Annotated in this window: 14 protein-coding genes; 4 read left to right on the top strand and 10 right to left on the bottom strand. The window is 70.3% G+C overall.

All coding sequences use genetic code 11. The features are described from left to right. Positions 1–29: 29 nt before the first annotated feature. The 3 genes from ACZ7FF_RS23235 to ACZ7FF_RS23225 all read left to right on the top strand — a co-directional run bounded on the left by ACZ7FF_RS23235 (position 30) and on the right by ACZ7FF_RS23225 (position 2,471). Positions 30–455 carry a VOC family protein gene (locus tag ACZ7FF_RS23235; RefSeq protein WP_470814161.1) on the top strand — a complete coding sequence of 142 codons (426 nt, stop codon included), beginning with the start codon at positions 30–32 and terminating at the stop codon, positions 453–455. Positions 456–492: 37 nt separating this feature from the next. Further along, positions 493–1,617 carry an LOG family protein gene (locus ACZ7FF_RS23230; RefSeq protein ID WP_470814160.1) on the top strand — a complete coding sequence of 375 codons (1,125 nt, stop codon included), beginning with the start codon at positions 493–495 and terminating at the stop codon, positions 1,615–1,617. A 161-nt stretch (positions 1,618–1,778) separates the two neighbouring features. Beyond that, positions 1,779–2,471: an LAETG motif-containing sortase-dependent surface protein gene (locus ACZ7FF_RS23225; protein WP_470814159.1), complete on the top strand. Its 693-nt coding sequence runs from the start codon at positions 1,779–1,781 to the stop codon at positions 2,469–2,471. Between the two features lie 67 nt (positions 2,472–2,538). Here the strand turns inward: ACZ7FF_RS23225 and ACZ7FF_RS23220 are convergent, their stop codons facing one another. The 5 genes from ACZ7FF_RS23220 to rlmN form a co-directional block, all read right to left on the bottom strand. Beyond that, a complete protein-coding gene (locus ACZ7FF_RS23220) occupies positions 2,539–3,336 on the bottom strand; it encodes a maleylpyruvate isomerase family mycothiol-dependent enzyme (RefSeq protein ID WP_470814158.1) in 798 nt (265 codons plus the stop codon). 23 nt (positions 3,337–3,359) lie between these two features. Further along, positions 3,360–4,379 (bottom strand): ABC transporter ATP-binding protein, encoded by a 1,020-nt coding sequence (locus ACZ7FF_RS23215; protein WP_470814157.1) that lies wholly within the window; start codon positions 4,377–4,379, stop codon positions 3,360–3,362. Beyond that, on the bottom strand, positions 4,379–5,980 hold the full coding sequence (locus ACZ7FF_RS23210; RefSeq protein WP_470814220.1) for an ABC transporter permease: 1,602 nt from the start codon (positions 5,978–5,980) through the stop codon (positions 4,379–4,381). Before ACZ7FF_RS23210 ends, ACZ7FF_RS23215 begins: the two co-directional genes overlap by 1 nt. Positions 5,981–6,027: 47 nt before the next feature. Further along, on the bottom strand, positions 6,028–7,101 hold the full coding sequence (locus ACZ7FF_RS23205) for a thiamine ABC transporter substrate-binding protein (RefSeq protein ID WP_470814156.1): 1,074 nt from the start codon (positions 7,099–7,101) through the stop codon (positions 6,028–6,030). Between the two features lie 248 nt (positions 7,102–7,349). Further along, positions 7,350–8,456 (bottom strand): dual-specificity RNA methyltransferase RlmN, encoded by a 1,107-nt coding sequence (gene rlmN, locus ACZ7FF_RS23200; RefSeq protein ID WP_470814155.1) that lies wholly within the window; start codon positions 8,454–8,456, stop codon positions 7,350–7,352. Positions 8,457–8,578: 122 nt separating this feature from the next. Here rlmN and ACZ7FF_RS23195 point away from each other — a divergent pair, with 122 nt between their 5' ends. Beyond that, positions 8,579–8,779: a hypothetical protein gene (locus ACZ7FF_RS23195; RefSeq protein WP_470814154.1), complete on the top strand. Its 201-nt coding sequence runs from the start codon at positions 8,579–8,581 to the stop codon at positions 8,777–8,779. Between the two features lie 134 nt (positions 8,780–8,913). Here the strand turns inward: ACZ7FF_RS23195 and ACZ7FF_RS23190 are convergent, their stop codons facing one another. From ACZ7FF_RS23190 to rpsB, 5 genes are all read right to left on the bottom strand, one after another. Beyond that, the gene (locus ACZ7FF_RS23190) at positions 8,914–10,083 is read right to left on the bottom strand and encodes a phosphatidate cytidylyltransferase (RefSeq protein ID WP_470814153.1); all 1,170 of its coding nucleotides are present in this window, start codon (positions 10,081–10,083) and stop codon (positions 8,914–8,916) included. Continuing rightward, positions 10,083–10,640: a ribosome recycling factor gene (gene frr / locus ACZ7FF_RS23185; RefSeq protein ID WP_470814152.1), complete on the bottom strand. Its 558-nt coding sequence runs from the start codon at positions 10,638–10,640 to the stop codon at positions 10,083–10,085. The genes ACZ7FF_RS23190 and frr overlap by 1 nt, the downstream gene beginning before the upstream one ends. Before the next feature lie 186 nt (positions 10,641–10,826). Next, positions 10,827–11,585, bottom strand: a complete 759-nt coding sequence (gene pyrH / locus ACZ7FF_RS23180; protein WP_470814151.1) for a UMP kinase — start codon at positions 11,583–11,585, stop codon at positions 10,827–10,829. A 204-nt stretch (positions 11,586–11,789) separates the two neighbouring features. Continuing rightward, on the bottom strand, positions 11,790–12,626 hold the full coding sequence (gene tsf / locus ACZ7FF_RS23175; RefSeq protein WP_470814150.1) for a translation elongation factor Ts: 837 nt from the start codon (positions 12,624–12,626) through the stop codon (positions 11,790–11,792). A 151-nt stretch (positions 12,627–12,777) separates the two neighbouring features. Further along, entirely contained in the window at positions 12,778–13,719 is a 942-nt protein-coding gene (rpsB, locus tag ACZ7FF_RS23170; RefSeq protein WP_470814149.1) for a 30S ribosomal protein S2, read from the bottom strand. Between the last annotated feature and the right edge of the window lie 279 nt (positions 13,720–13,998).

The raw sequence follows: 13,998 nt of genomic DNA, 5'->3' as shown, positions 1-13,998 counted from the left end.
GGCGTCTACCCCGGCGAACGATTCGGACCATGAACCGGGAGACACCCGTGTACCAGCAGATGATCTTCGTGAACCTGCCCGTGAACGACCTCGACGCCTCGAAGAAGTTCTTCACGGACCTGGGCTACTCGATCAACCCGCAGTTCAGCGACGAGAAGGCCGCCTCCGTGGTGATCAGCGACACCATCGTCGCGATGCTGCTCACCAAGCCGTTCTACGCGACGTTCACCAAGAAGCAGATCGCCGACGCCACGGCGACGAGCGAGGTGCTGATCTGCCTGAGCGCCGAGAGCCGCGCGAAGGTCGACGAGCTGGTCGGCAAGGCCCTCGCCGCGGGCGGCACGGAGAGCGGCGAGACCCAGGACCACGGCTTCATGTACGGCCGTTCCTTCGACGACCTCGACGGGCACACGTGGGAGGTCGTCTGGATGGACCCGTCCGCGATCGAGGGCTGACCCCGCCCGTCCGAACATCCGTGCCTAGCATGGACGGGTGCATCCGACACCCGCCCAGCCGCACCGTGCCGCCCGTGACCGCGAGATCGAGTCGCTCGCCGAGTTCGACGAGGTGGTCGCCGGGCACGGCTCGCTGGCCCGATACCGCTTCCAGGCCGTGGATCTGACGGCCCGTACCGACGTGCTGCTCGGCCTCGACACCGACGGCGCGGTGTTCCTCGGCTGCCCGATGGCCCCCGAGGCCGCCGCCCACGTCCGCTCGGCGGGCGCCCTGGTGTTCCCGCCGATCCCGGGCCTCCCCTTCGACCCGTACCGGGCCTTCGCCTACACGCCCGACGAGTTGTTCGAGTCGCTGGAGGACGGCTACGAGGCGACTCCGGACGCGCGCGCCCTCGACTGGTTCCGGCGCACGACCGCCGACGGCGACGTCTTCGCCTCGATGCTCCGCTCCGTCCACGACGACGCCGTCTCCGACGCGCTGGACGAACTCCTCGTCGGCGCACGGGTGGTGGGGGTCATGGGCGGCCACGCCATGGAGCGCGGCACCGCCGGGTACGCGGGCGCCGCGCGCCTCGGCCGGGAACTCGCCCGCGCCGGGTTCACGGTCGCCACCGGCGGTGGTCCGGGCGCCATGGAGGCGGCGAACCTCGGCGCGTACGCCGCTCCCTTCGCTGACGCCATGCTCGGTGAGGCGCTCCAGCTCCTCGCCAAGGCGCCCTCGTTCCGGCCCTCGGTCACGGACTGGGTGCGGGCGGCCTTCGAGGTGCGCGAACGCTGGCCCGGCGGCGGCGAGTCGGTGGGCATCCCCACCTGGTTCTACGGCCACGAGCCGCCGAACGCCTTCGCCGCGCACATCGCCAAGTACTTCGCCAACGCCACCCGCGAGGACGGCCTGCTGGCCCGCTCCACCGCCGGGGTGGTGTTCCTGCCGGGCGCCGCCGGGACCGTGCAGGAGGTCTTCGACAACGCGACGCCGAACTACTACGAGTCGCGGGGCGAGCCGACGCCGATGGTGCTCGTGGACCGGGAGCACTGGACCCGGGACCTGCCGGTCTGGCCCCTGCTCAGGGCCCTTGCCGAGGGACGGTCAATGGAGTCCCGAATCACCCTCGTTGACCGGATCGAGCAGGCCCCGGAGGCGATCAAACGTCTGGGTGGTTAATAAGCGGGTAAAGTCAACGGTCGTTGGCGGCATATGCATTGACACTTCTTACGGAGCGCTTATAAACCTGTGAGCCTCTAGGGGGTGCTGGGGCCTCACCTCGTCCGTCGCCCCAATCCCCCTGCAACCCCCCGCAGTTATGCACTCTGTAAAGGACAAACGTGTCCATAACTCGCCGCAGCGCACGCCGTTCCGTGCGCATCCTGGGTGTCGCCTCCGCCTCTGCCGCCGTGGTGCTCGGTCTGTCCGGCTCCGCGTTCGCATGCAAGATCGGTGACTTCACGGCCGAAGCCGTCTGCACGAGTGGCAAGGGCCAGATCGTCGTCACCGACAAGGACTCGTCCAAGACCACCGCTCACGTCACCGTGTTCGAGAAGAACGACGCTGTCGAGACGAAGGTCGCCGAAGGGGACGTGACGGGCTCCGCCAAGGGCACGAAGACCCCCATCGACCTGGACTGGAAGGCCAACACCACCTACCGCATCGAGGTCAAGGTCGACAGCGGCCACTTCAACTTCGACCAGTCCATCACGCCGAACCTGGTCACCTCGGCCACGGCCTGCAAGACCGACGCCCCGACGCCGCCGCCCAGCAGCAAGACGTCGCCGTCCCCGACCAAGTCCGCCCCGGCCGAGTCGGCGACCCCGACTCCGTCGGCCTCCGCGTCCAGCAGCGCCCCGGCGACCACGTCGGGCAACGCGCCGTCCCCGGCGGCCGGTGACTCGAACCTCGCCGAGACCGGTGCGAACTCCAACACGCCGCTGATCGCCGGCATCGCGGGCGCGCTGGTCGTCGTCGGCGGCGGCGCGGTCTTCTTCGGCATGCGCCGTCGCGGGGCCCGCGACAACGGCTGACGCCACACCCCCGGCACACCGCGGCGGCCCGTCCCCCTATCCCCAGGGGACGGGCCGCCGTCGTGCGTCAGCCGAAGTCGGTCGCCTCCAGCCAGGACTCCAGCAGTTCACGCTCGCCGAGGACCTCCAGCCCGGGGCTGTCCGTCGGCAGCCGGCGGTAGAAGGCCAGCAGCACGGAGGTGAGCGGGCCGCGCAGGGCGACCGTGGCCTTCTCGTGCCCGCGCCGCCAGGTGACGCCGTCCTCGCCCAGCTCGACCAGCCACTCGGCGTTCAGCGCCGGGTCGGCGTCGGTGGCGTGCAGATGGATGCTGCGGCCGGGCACGCGCAGTTCCTCGGCCCACGCGCGGGCCCCGGTGCGCCGCACCCACTCCACCAGCTGCAGCCACTCGTCGAGGGCGTCGGCCGCGATGTCCGGAGCGACCTCGTAGGGCAGTCCGGCGGCGAGCGTGGCGTCCGCGCGGTGGATGGTGATCTCGTGAGCCATCCGCCGGGCCCAGAAGCCCGAGGTGTGCACCCCGGACCACGCCCACACCCCGGTGTCCGGACCCGCCTCGCGCAGCGCGCCGACGACCAGCTCGCCGGTCTCCGCCAGCCACGCGTCCAGGACCGCGGCGTCGCCCCGCTTCTCCGGACCCCCGGCCAGCGGGATCTGCTCGAACGGGATGTTCTCCTGTGCCCGGCCGCGTACCAGGGCGTCCACCCAGCGCAGGGCACCCCCCATGTGTCGTACGAGATCCTCCAGCGACCAGTCGGGACAGGTGGGCACGGTCGCGGACAGATCGGCGCCGGAGGTCACCACCGACCTCAACTGACCTACCTGGTGGGCGATTTCGTCGCAGTATCGGTCATGCGCAAGCAAAGTCATGCCGCAACCCTAGAGGCCGGTGATCAGCCGAGCACGGCGATTTCGGCCGCGTCGAACTCCGCACCCACCTCGGCGCCGACCTCCGGCGCGTCCCGCAGTGCGCAGGCCGCCTCCAGCCGCGGGGCGTCCTGGGGCTGGAGGTGGACCGCCACATGGGTGCCCTTGAAGGTGCGGGCGGTCACCGTGCAGCGCAGACCGGCGTCGGCCGCCACGAGCCGGACCCCGGCGGGCCGGACCAGGAGCTCGCGGCTGCCCTGCGGGGCGCCGTCGGGTACCGGCAGCTTGCCCCAGGGACTGTCGGCGGCCGTCCCGGCGACGGTCACCGGGACCACGTTGTCGAAGCCGAGGAAGCGGGCCACGAACGAGTCGGCGGGCCGCTGCCAGACCTCCAGGGGCGAACCGGACTGGGCGATCCGCCCGTCGCGCATCACCACCACCCGGTCGGCCAGCGCGAACGCCTCGCCCTGGTCGTGGGTGACGGCCAGCACGGTCGTGCCCAGTCGGCCGAACAGCTCACGGAGTTCGACCACCAGGCGTTCCCGTAGCGAGCGGTCGAGCTGCCCGAGCGGCTCGTCCAGCATGAGCAGCCGGGGCCGGGGCGCGAGCGCGCGGGCGAGGGCCACGCGCTGCTGCTCGCCGCCGGACAGGCCGGCCACGGCGCGCCGGGCGGCGCCGGGCAGGCCGACCAGCTCCAGCAACTGCGCGACCTCGGCGTCCCGTTCGCGCCTGGCCGTGCCGTGCATCCGCAGACCGAAGGCCACGTTGGCGCCGACGTCACGCTGCGGGAACAGCTGGTGGTCCTGGAACATCAGGCCGACGCCCCGCCGGTGCGCGGGCACACCGTTCTGGTCGCGCCCGGCGAGCAGCACCCGCCCGGAGTCGAGGGGCTGCAGTCCCGCGACCGCGCGCAGCAGCGTCGACTTGCCGCTGCCGCTGGGCCCGAGCACGCACACCACCTCGTGCTCGGCGACCTCCAGGTCGACGGCGTCGAGCACGGGCCGCCCGCCGAAGCGCACGGTCGCGGCATCCAGGCCCAGCAGCATCAGAACTCCCCCGTCCGGTCGGTACGCAGCCGCTCCAGGAGCAGCAGCGCGGCGGCGCACACCACCATCAGAATGGTCGAAAGGGCCATCGCCTGGCCGTAGTTGAGGTCCCCCGGGCGGCTCAGCAGCCGGGCCACGGCGACCGGGAGCGTCGGGTTGTCGGGGCGGGCGATGAACACGGTCGCGCCGAACTCGCCGAGCGAGACGGCGAACGCGAAACCGGCCGCGACGAGCAGCGCCCGGCGCACCATCGGCAGGTCCACCTCCCGCCACACGCGCCAGGGCGAGGCGCCGAGCACGGCGGCCGCCTCGCGGAGCCGTCCGTCCACCGCGCGCAGCACCGGCAGCATGGTCCGTACGACGAAGGGGGCGCCGACCAGTGCCTGCGCGAGCGGCACCAGGATCCACGACTGGCGCAGGTCCAGCGGTGGTCTATCGAGCGCGATGAGGAAGCCGAAGCCGACGGTCACGGCGGACACGCCGAGCGGCAGCATCAGCAGTGCGTCGAAGCCCCGCACCAGCCGTCCGGCGTCCCGCCGGGCCAGCGCCGCGGCGGCGAGCCCGCCGATCACCACCGCGATGGCGGTGGCGGCGGCGGCGTACTGCAGCGAGGTCCACACGGCGTGCACGGGCGCGACCAGGAACGTCCCGCCGTCCGCGTGCGTCAGTGCCCGGTAGTACCCGAGGTCCGGCGCGTCGAGGGAGCGGCGGACGAGCACGGCGAGCGGCAGCACCAGCAGCAGCGCGACGGTGGCGAGGACGGCGGCGAGCAGCGCCCGCTGTCCGGCACCGCGCGGGCGCCGGGCGACCGCCCGGGCGTCGACCAGGCGCAGCGCGGTCTCCCGGCGCCGTACCGTCCAGGCGTGCACGACGAGGATCGCGCCCACCGCGAAGAACTGGACGAGGGTGAGGACCGCGGCCGTGGACAGGTCGAAGACCTCGGAGGTCTGCCGGTAGATCTCCACTTCGAGCGTGGAGAAGGTGGGGCCGCCGAGGATCTGGACCACGCCGAAGGAGGTGAAGGTGAACAGGAACACCATCAGCGAGGCGGCGGCCACCGCGGGTGCCAGGGCGGGCAGGGTGACCTTCCGCCAGGCGCTCTGCGGGGAGGCGCCGAGCATCCGTGCGGCCTCCTCCTGCCGGGGGTCGAGCTGGGCCCACAGCCCGCCGACGGTCCGTACGACGACCGCGTAGTTGAAGAAGACGTGGGCCAGCAAGATCGCCCACACCGTGGTGTCGAGACGTACGCCCCACAGCTGGTCGAGCAGCCCGCCGTGCCCGAGCAGGGCGAGGAAGGCGCTGCCGGCGACGACGGTCGGCAGCACGAACGGGACGGTGACGACGGCCCGCAGCAGCTGCTTGCCCGGGAATTCGAGGCGGGCGAAGACGTAGGCGGCGGGCAGCGCGAGCAGCAGGGTGAGTGCGGTGGAGGCGAGCGCCTGCCAGGTGGTGAACCACAGCACGTGCCGGATGTCCGGCTGTGCGACGACGTCCGCGATGCGCCCGAGGTGCCAGGTGCCGTCCGTCTTCAGCCCGCGTGCGACGATCGCGGCCACGGGCCAGGCGAAGAACACGGCGAAGAACGCGACGGGCAGGGCCATCAGCCCCAGCCGCGCCGCGCTCCCGCGCAGGTCCCGCCCGCGGGCGGTTACTTCAGTACCAGCGACGTCCACGACTTGACCCACTGATCACGGTTGGCGGCGATCTTGCCGGGGTCCATGGTCTCGGGGTGCCGGGCGGCCGGCCCGAACCGCGTGAACTCCGCGGGCACCTTGGCGCCCGCCACCACCGGGTAGACGAACATGTTCAGCGGCATGTCCTCCTGGAACTCCCTGGAGACCAGGAAGTCGATGAAGGCCTTGGCGCCCTTGGGGTTGCCGGCGTTGCTCAGCAGTCCGGCGAACTCGATCTGCCGGAAGCAGGTGCCCTCGGCGACGCCCGTCGGGGCGGTGCTGGGCCGCTTCTTGGCGTAGATCACCTCGGCGGGCGGGGAGGAGGCGTACGACACGACGAGAGGCCGGTCACCGCCGGCCTTCCTGCCCCCCGAGGAACCCGAGAACTCCTGGTCGTAGGCCTGCTCCCAGCCGTCGACGACCTTGACGCCGTTGGCCTTGAGCTTCTTCCAGTAGTCCTGCCACTTGCCGTCCCCGAACTGCGCGGCGCTGCCCAGCAGGAAGCCGAGGCCAGGTGAGGAGGTGGCCGCGTTCTCGGTGACGAGGAGGTTCTTGTACTGGGGCTTGGCCAGGTCGGCGAAGGACTGCGGCGGGGTCAGGCCGTGCTTGCTGAAGTAGGCCTTGTCGTAGTTGACGCAGATGTCGCCGTAGTCGATGGGCGTGACCCGGTGCCTGTCCTTGTCGAGCTGGTACTGGGCGCCGACCTTGTCGAGCCCCTTGGCCGTGTACGACTGGAACAGGCCGTTGTCGAGGGCCCGGGACAACAGGGTGTTGTCGACGCCGAAGAAGACGTCGCCCTGCGGGTTGTCCTTGGTCAGGATCGCCTTGTTGACGGCCTGTCCGGCGTCGCCGTCGTTGAGGACCCTTACCTTGTACCCGGACTGCTTCTCGAAGTCCCGGAGCACGCTCTTGGAGACGGCCCACGAGTCGTGGCTGACGAGGGTCACGGTATGGGAGTCCGCGGACGACCTGGCGTCGCCCGACCCGCACGCGGACAGGCCGATCAGGCCGAGCCCGACCGCCACGGCCACGAAGGTCTTGTGGTGCACTGGATGTCCTCCTGGGGTTGGCCAGGAAGAGACGCGGCCCCGCCCGGGCTCCTGAGGGAGGCCGGGCAGGGCGCAACAGCTTGAGTGGTGACCGAACTTCCTACCCAGAATGACCTGGGCGAGGTTCAGAGGGTCTGCGGCCGGTTGCCGCACTCTCAGCGCTGTGGCGCTCCCCTGTCGGAAATATGCAGATGTGCAACCGGTATCCGGTTGTATGGCTGATATGAAGTTGTGCCGACCGGCTCAGACTATCGCTCGGTGGCGGCGAGCTGACCACAGGCCCCGTCGATCTCCTGCCCACGGGTGTCCCGGATCGTGACGGGTACACCGTGGGCGGCGATGGCCTCGACGAACGCCTTCTCGTCCTCCGGGCGGGAGGCGGTCCACTTGGAGCCCGGAGTCGGGTTCAGCGGGATGAGGTTGACGTGCACGGGCTTGCCCCTGAGCAGCCGGCCGAGCCGGTCACCGCGCCAGGCCTGGTCGTTGATGTCCCGGATCAGGGCGTACTCGATGGACAGCCGGCGGCCCGACTTCTCGACGTACTCGAACCCGGCGTCCAGCACCTCGCGCACCTTCCAGCGCGTGTTCACCGGGACGAGGGTGTCGCGCAGCTCGTCGTCGGGGGCGTGCAGGGAGATCGCGAGCCGGCACTTGAAGCCCTCGTCGGCGAACCGGTGGATGGCCGGCACCAGGCCGACGGTCGAGACGGTGATCCCGCGCTGCGACAGCCCGAGCCCGTCCGGGGCCGGATCGGTGAGCGCCCGGATGGCTCCGACGACGCGCTTGTAGTTGGCGAGCGGCTCGCCCATGCCCATGAAGACGATGTTGGACAGCCGGGAGGGCCCACCGGGCACCTCTCCGTCCCTCAGCGCCCGCATCCCGTCGACGATCTGGTGGACGATCTCGGCGGTGGACAGGTTGCGGTCGAGCCCCGCCTGTCCCGTGGCGCAGAACGGGCAGTTCATGCCGCAGCCGGCCTGCGAGCTGATGCACATGGTGACCCGGTCCGGGTACCGCATCAGCACGGACTCGACGAGCGTCCCGTCGAACAGCCGCCACAGCGTCTTGCGGGTGGTCCCCTGGTCCGTCGACAGATGCCGGACGACGGTCATCAGCTCCGGGAACAGCGCCTCGCGCAGCTTCTCCCGGGAGCCGGCGGGGATGTCGGTCCACTGCTCCGGGTCGTGCGCGTACCGCGCGAAGTAGTGCTGCGAGAGCTGCTTGGCACGGAACGGCTTCTCACCGATCCCGGCCACCGCGTCCTTGCGCTCGGCAGGCGTGAGGTCGGCAAGGTGCCGCGGCGGCTTCTTGGCTCCGCGCGGCGCGACAAAGATGAGTTCTCCGGGCTTAGGCATGGCGCTACCAGTGTCGCAGATCCAAATGGGTGACCTGCGGGCGTCGCCCGCCACGACTGTCGTCGGCGGTCGCCGCCGGGCCGGCACCGAGCGCCTCGTACGGCCCAGGGAGGGCCCAGCCGATGGGGTCGCGCGCCCCGGCCGAGTCGCCACTGCCCGTTGTCCTCGTGTCCAGCAACGTCAACAACAACATGGCCGCCGTCGCCTCTGGCGGCGTCCTCAACGCCGGCGGCAGCGTCATCCTGGTCTCCTCCCGGGTCAACGGCAACCGGCCCACCACCTGCGCCGGCAGCCACACCCCCGTCGCGGGCCGCAACGGCTGACACGGCAGCGCCCTCAAACATCGAAGGCCCCGGACACTTCCGGGGCCTTCGCTTTGGTGCCACCGGTTCCAGCCCGGTGGCGGAGGGGGGACGTGGTGGTGATGCGGCGCCCAGCCGTTGCGGCAGGTCGTCGGTCAGGCCGAACCGACGAAGATCACCATCAGCAGCCAGACCACCGGAGCCGTGGGCAGCAGGGAGTCCAGACGGTCCATGATGCCGCCGTGGCCGGGGAGCAGGGTGCCCATGTCCTTGATGCCGAGGTCCCGCTTGATCATGGACTCGCCGAGGTCGCCCAGGGTGGCGCTGGCGGCGACCGCGAGGCCCAGCAGCAGGCCCTGCCACCAGGTGCCGTCGTCGATCAGGAACTGCATGCACAGCGCGCCCGCGACCATCGCGAACAGCACCGCGCCCACGAGGCCCTCGCGGGTCTTGCCGGGGCTGATGCGCGGGGCGAGCTTGTTCTTGCCGAAGCGCCAGCCGACGGCGTACGCACCGGTGTCGCTGACGACGGTCAGGAGCAGGAAGGTCAGCACCCGCCAGGGGCCGTCGTCGGCGGTGAGCATCATCGCGACGAACGTGGCCAGGAAGGGCACGTAGAACGCGGCGAAGACACCGGCCGTGACGTCCTTGAGGTAGCCCTCCGGTGGTTCCGTCATGCGCCAGACCAGGACCGCGAGCGCGGTGAGCGCCATGGCCACCCAGGCGCCCTCGGCTCCGCGCACGTACCCGGCGACCACCATCGCCGCCCCGCCGACCGCGAGCGGCACCAGCGGCGCCTTGATGTCCTTGCGCTCCTGCAGCCTGCTGGTCAGCTCCCACAGGCCGACCACGACCGCGATCGCGACGACGCCGACGAACGCCGCCTTGTAGACGAACAGGGACGCGATGATCACCACGCCGAGCCCGACCCCGACCCCTATGGCCGCGCCCAAGTCACGGCCCGCGCTCTTCTTCTGCGGCGCTGGCGCCGGCTGCGGGGCGTCGGACATGGGCTCCGGATTCTGGGTCGGGTGCGGCACCTCGGGCCGGCGCCGCGTCTCGTACTGCGCGTCGTACTGCGGTGTGTACTGCGGTCCGTCCCGGAACAGGGGGCCGCTCAGCCGAGCGGCTCCCCGGTCCTCGTCCTGGTCGGCGCCCTGCGCGGACAGGTCGGGCACGACGGGCATGGGGCGAGTCTGCTGCGCCTCAGGCGCATCGTACGTGGGACCCGCCGGGGCAGCCCCCTGGACAGGCCCACCCGCGGTGGGCCCCCAGTACCCGGCCTGCCCGCCCTGTGGCGGCGCCCCCCAGGAAGAGTCGCTCATCAGACTTCGAGCAGCTCCGACTCCTTGTGCTTCAGAAGCTCGTCCACCTGCGCGACGTACTTCGCCGTCAGGTCGTCGAGCTCCTTCTCCGCACGGCGGCCCTCGTCCTCGCCGATCTCGCCATCCTTGATCATCTTGTCGATGGCGTCCTTGGCCTTGCGCCGCACCGAGCGGATGGAGACCTTGGCGTCCTCACCCTTGCCCTTGGCGACCTTGATGTACTCGCGGCGGCGCTCCTCGGTCAGCTCGGGGAACACCACCCGGATGATGTTGCCGTCGTTGCTGGGGTTGACTCCCAGGTCGGAGTCGCGGATCGCCTGCTCGATGTTGCGCAGCGCGCTCTTGTCGAACGGGGTCACGACCGCCATGCGCGGCTCCGGCACGGAGAACGAGGCCAGCTGGTTGATCGGCGTCGGGGCACCGTAGTAGTCGGCCACGATCTTGTTGAACATCGCCGGGTGCGCACGGCCGGTGCGGATCGCGGCGAAGTCCTCCTTGGCGACCACGACGGCCTTCTCCATCTTCTCCTCGGCCTCGAGGAGGGTCTCTTCGATCACCACTTGCTCCTGCGTGTCTTGAGTAAGGCCCGGCTGCGGTTCCTGAAGTCGGTCGGCGGCCGGCTGCGTCGCGTCTTCTTCCTGCACGGTTCCCGACCGGCAGGACATTGTCCATCCCCCGGCCAGGGCGCGTCCCGTCCGTCCCTCGGACAGGTGGCTCGCCCCGGGGCGACGGGGGTGCGCCGGTCAGTGCCGGCTGTCCTGGTCACCCACCAGCGTGCCGATCTTCTCACCCTTGACGGCGCGGGCGATATTGCCCTCCGCGAGAAGCTCGAAGACGAGGATCGGGAGCTTGTTGTCGCGGCACAGCGTGATGGCGGTGGCGTCGGCGACCTTCAGGTCCCGGGTGATGACCTCGCCGTAGCCGAGGGAGTCGAACTTGACGGCGTCGGGGTTGGTCTTGGGGTCGGAGTCGTAGACCCCGTCCACACCGTTCTTGCCCATGAGCAGCGCCTCGGCGTCGATCTCCAGGGCGCGCTGGGCGGCGGTGGTGTCGGTGGAGAAGTACGGCATGCCCATACCGGCGCCGAAGATGACCACACGGCCCTTCTCCAGGTGGCGCACGGCGCGCAGCGGGATGTACGGCTCGGCGACCTGGCCCATGGTGATGGCCGTCTGGACCCGGGACTGGATGCCCTCCTTCTCCAGGAAGTCCTGGAGGGCGAGGCAGTTCATCACGGTGCCGAGCATGCCCATGTAGTCGGAACGGGCCCGGTCCATGCCGCGCTGCTGGAGTTCGGCGCCGCGGAAGAAGTTGCCGCCGCCGATGACGACCGCGACCTGCGCGCCGTCCCGCACCACGGCCGCGATCTCCCGGGCGATCTTGTGCACCACGTCCGGGTCCACGCCCAGGCCCCCGCCACCGGAGAAGGCCTCTCCGGACAGCTTCAGCAGAAACCGGCCGCGTACTTTGCCGTCGTCGCTCGTCTGGGCCTTGGTGGTCATGGGAGATCCCGCCTCTTTCACATGTTGCACATACGAAGAAGGCCATTGCCGATGGGGTCGCTTTTCGCTCCCATGCGCGGCAATGGCCTCCTCGTCAGATCTGCTGCCGTCCGCCCCACACCCGGGTGTGGCGGTGTGCGCGGACGACTGCTGTCGACCCTATCGGGATTTCTCCGTGGGTCGCGCGTCGATCGCGGTACGGACTCAGATGCCGACCTTGATGCGCGTGAAGCGCTTCAGGGTGACACCGGCCTCGTCCAGGACCTTCTGGACCGACTTCTTGTTGTCCAGCGCGTACGGCTGGCCGAGCAGCGTGGCGTCCTTGAAGAAGCCGTTGAGGCGACCCTCGACGATCTTGGCGATCGCGGCCTCGGGCTTGCCCTCGGCGCGGGTGGTCTCCTCGGCGATGCGACGCTCGGACTCGACGACGTCGGCCGGCACGTCCTCCTTGGCGAGGTACTTCGGCGCGAAGGCGGCGATGTGCTGGGCGATGCCCTTGGCGACCTCGGCGTTCGGCTTGTCGAGCTCGACCAGGACACCGATCTGCGGGGGCAGGTCGGGCATGGTGCGGTGCATGTAGACGGTGACGTAGCCGTCGGAGAACTGCGCGAAGCGGTCCAGGACGATCTTCTCACCGAGGTTGGCGTTGGCCTCGTCCACGAACGCCTGGACGGTCTTGCCGGCCTCGATCTCGGAGGCGAGCAGTGCCTCGATGTCGGCCGGGGAGGTCTTGGCGATGTGCTCGGCGATGGTCTTGGCCACGGCCTGGAACTTGTCGCCCTTGGCGACGAAGTCCGTCTCGCACTTCAGCTCGACCAGGACACCGGAGGAGTTGTCGTCCGCGATGATGGAGACCACGGCGCCGTTCTCGGCGGAGCGGCCCTCGCGCTTGGCGACGCCCTTCTGGCCCTTGATGCGCAGCGCCTCGACGGCCTTGTCGACGTTGCCCTCGGCCTCGTCCAGCGCCTTCTTGCAGTCCATCATGCCGGCGCCGGTGAGCTCACGGAGCTTCTTGACGTCGGCGGCGGTGTAGTTCGCCATGAGTCTGTGAGTCTTTCTCGAAGTCTTGGGAGATCGGAGATCGGTACGGTCTGCGGTCCACATGTGAACGCGGGCCGCGGACGGCGTGCCGACCTACGGGTGAACAGCGGGGGCGGACTTCATGTCGCCGCCCCCGCCGTCAACACTGACGTCAGGCCTGCTCGCCCTCGGCGGCCGGGGCGGCCTCGGCGGCAGGGGCCTCGGCGGCCGGAGCCTCGGCGGGAGCAGCCTCGGCGGCCGGAGCGGCCTCGGCGGCGGGGGCCTCGGCGGCCGGAGCGGCCTCGGCGGCGGGGGCCTCGGCGGCCGGAGCCTCGTCCTTCTTCTCACCCTCGAGCAGGTCGCGCTCCCACTCGGCGAGCGGCTCGCCCGCGGCCTTCTCGCCCTTGGCGCCGCCGGCCACGCCGGAACGGGCGATGAGGCCCTCGGCGACGGCGTCGGCGATCACACGGGTGAGCAGGGTGACGGAACGGATCGCGTCGTCGTTGCCCGGGATCTTGTAGTCGACCTCGTCGGGGTCGCAGTTGGTGTCGAGGATCGCGACGACCGGAATGTTGAGCTTCCGGGCCTCACCAACCGCGATGTGCTCCTTCTTGGTGTCCACGATCCAGACGGCGCTGGGCACCTTCTGCATCTCGCGGATACCACCGAGGGTCTTCTCCAGCTTGGCCTTCTCGCGGGAGAGGACCAGCAGCTCCTTCTTGGTCAGACCGGAGGACGCGACGTCCTCGAAGTCGATCTGCTCGAGCTCCTTGAGGCGCTGCAGACGCTTGTAGACGGTCGAGAAGTTGGTGAGCATGCCGCCCAGCCAGCGCTGGTTGACGAAGGGCATGCCGACGCGGGTGGCCTGCTCGGCGATGGCCTCCTGCGCCTGCTTCTTGGTGCCGACGAACATGACCGTGCCGCCGTGGGCGACGGTCTCCTTGACGAACTCGTAGGCGCGGTCGATGTACGACAGCGACTGGAGCAGGTCGATGATGTAGATGCCGTTGCGCTCGGTGAAGATGAAGCGCTTCATCTTCGGGTTCCAGCGACGGGTCTGGTGACCGAAGTGGACGCCGCTCTCCAGCAGCTCCCGCATCGTGACGACGGCCATGGCCGTATCTCCTTGAGTTTCTCGGTTGTGCCGCGTCCGCCGGACGGCGGACGCGCCTGACGCCCGTGGTGCGCCGTGCCACGAAGGACCGAGAGGCGCTTGGTACGAACCCTTTCCGGGTGCCGCACCTGGGCGTGCGAAGTCGACCCGGTGACCCGGATCGCCATGAGAAGTGTACGGGACCGCCGGGGCGCCGGGTGACGCCGCTCTCCACAACCGGGGAGTAGCGCACAGGGTCCGGCCGTGATCGCCGGGGCCGCGGGACGGTGTCCGCATGCG

It is taken from the genome of Streptomyces sp. NPDC037126 (assembly GCF_055605965.1).
This window is presented reverse-complemented; position numbering and strand designations above follow the sequence as displayed.

What these genes read in the sequence shown, in the direction of transcription:
- ACZ7FF_RS23235 (WP_470814161.1), top strand. Translation starts at nt 30, where the DNA reads ATGAACCGGGAGACACCCGTGTACCAGCAGATGATCTTCGTGAACCTG.
- ACZ7FF_RS23220 (WP_470814158.1), bottom strand. Translation starts at nt 3,336, where the DNA reads ATGACTTTGCTTGCGCATGACCGATACTGCGACGAAATCGCCCACCAG.
- ACZ7FF_RS23215 (WP_470814157.1), bottom strand. Translation starts at nt 4,379, where the DNA reads ATGCTGCTGGGCCTGGATGCCGCGACCGTGCGCTTCGGCGGGCGGCCC.
- ACZ7FF_RS23210 (WP_470814220.1), bottom strand. Translation starts at nt 5,980, where the DNA reads ATGGCCCTGCCCGTCGCGTTCTTCGCCGTGTTCTTCGCCTGGCCCGTG.
- rlmN (WP_470814155.1), bottom strand. Translation starts at nt 8,456, where the DNA reads ATGCCTAAGCCCGGAGAACTCATCTTTGTCGCGCCGCGCGGAGCCAAG.
- ACZ7FF_RS23195 (WP_470814154.1), top strand. Translation starts at nt 8,579, where the DNA reads ATGGGGTCGCGCGCCCCGGCCGAGTCGCCACTGCCCGTTGTCCTCGTG.
- ACZ7FF_RS23190 (WP_470814153.1), bottom strand. Translation starts at nt 10,083, where the DNA reads ATGAGCGACTCTTCCTGGGGGGCGCCGCCACAGGGCGGGCAGGCCGGG.
- pyrH (WP_470814151.1), bottom strand. Translation starts at nt 11,585, where the DNA reads ATGACCACCAAGGCCCAGACGAGCGACGACGGCAAAGTACGCGGCCGG.
- tsf (WP_470814150.1), bottom strand. Translation starts at nt 12,626, where the DNA reads ATGGCGAACTACACCGCCGCCGACGTCAAGAAGCTCCGTGAGCTCACC.
- rpsB (WP_470814149.1), bottom strand. Translation starts at nt 13,719, where the DNA reads ATGGCCGTCGTCACGATGCGGGAGCTGCTGGAGAGCGGCGTCCACTTC.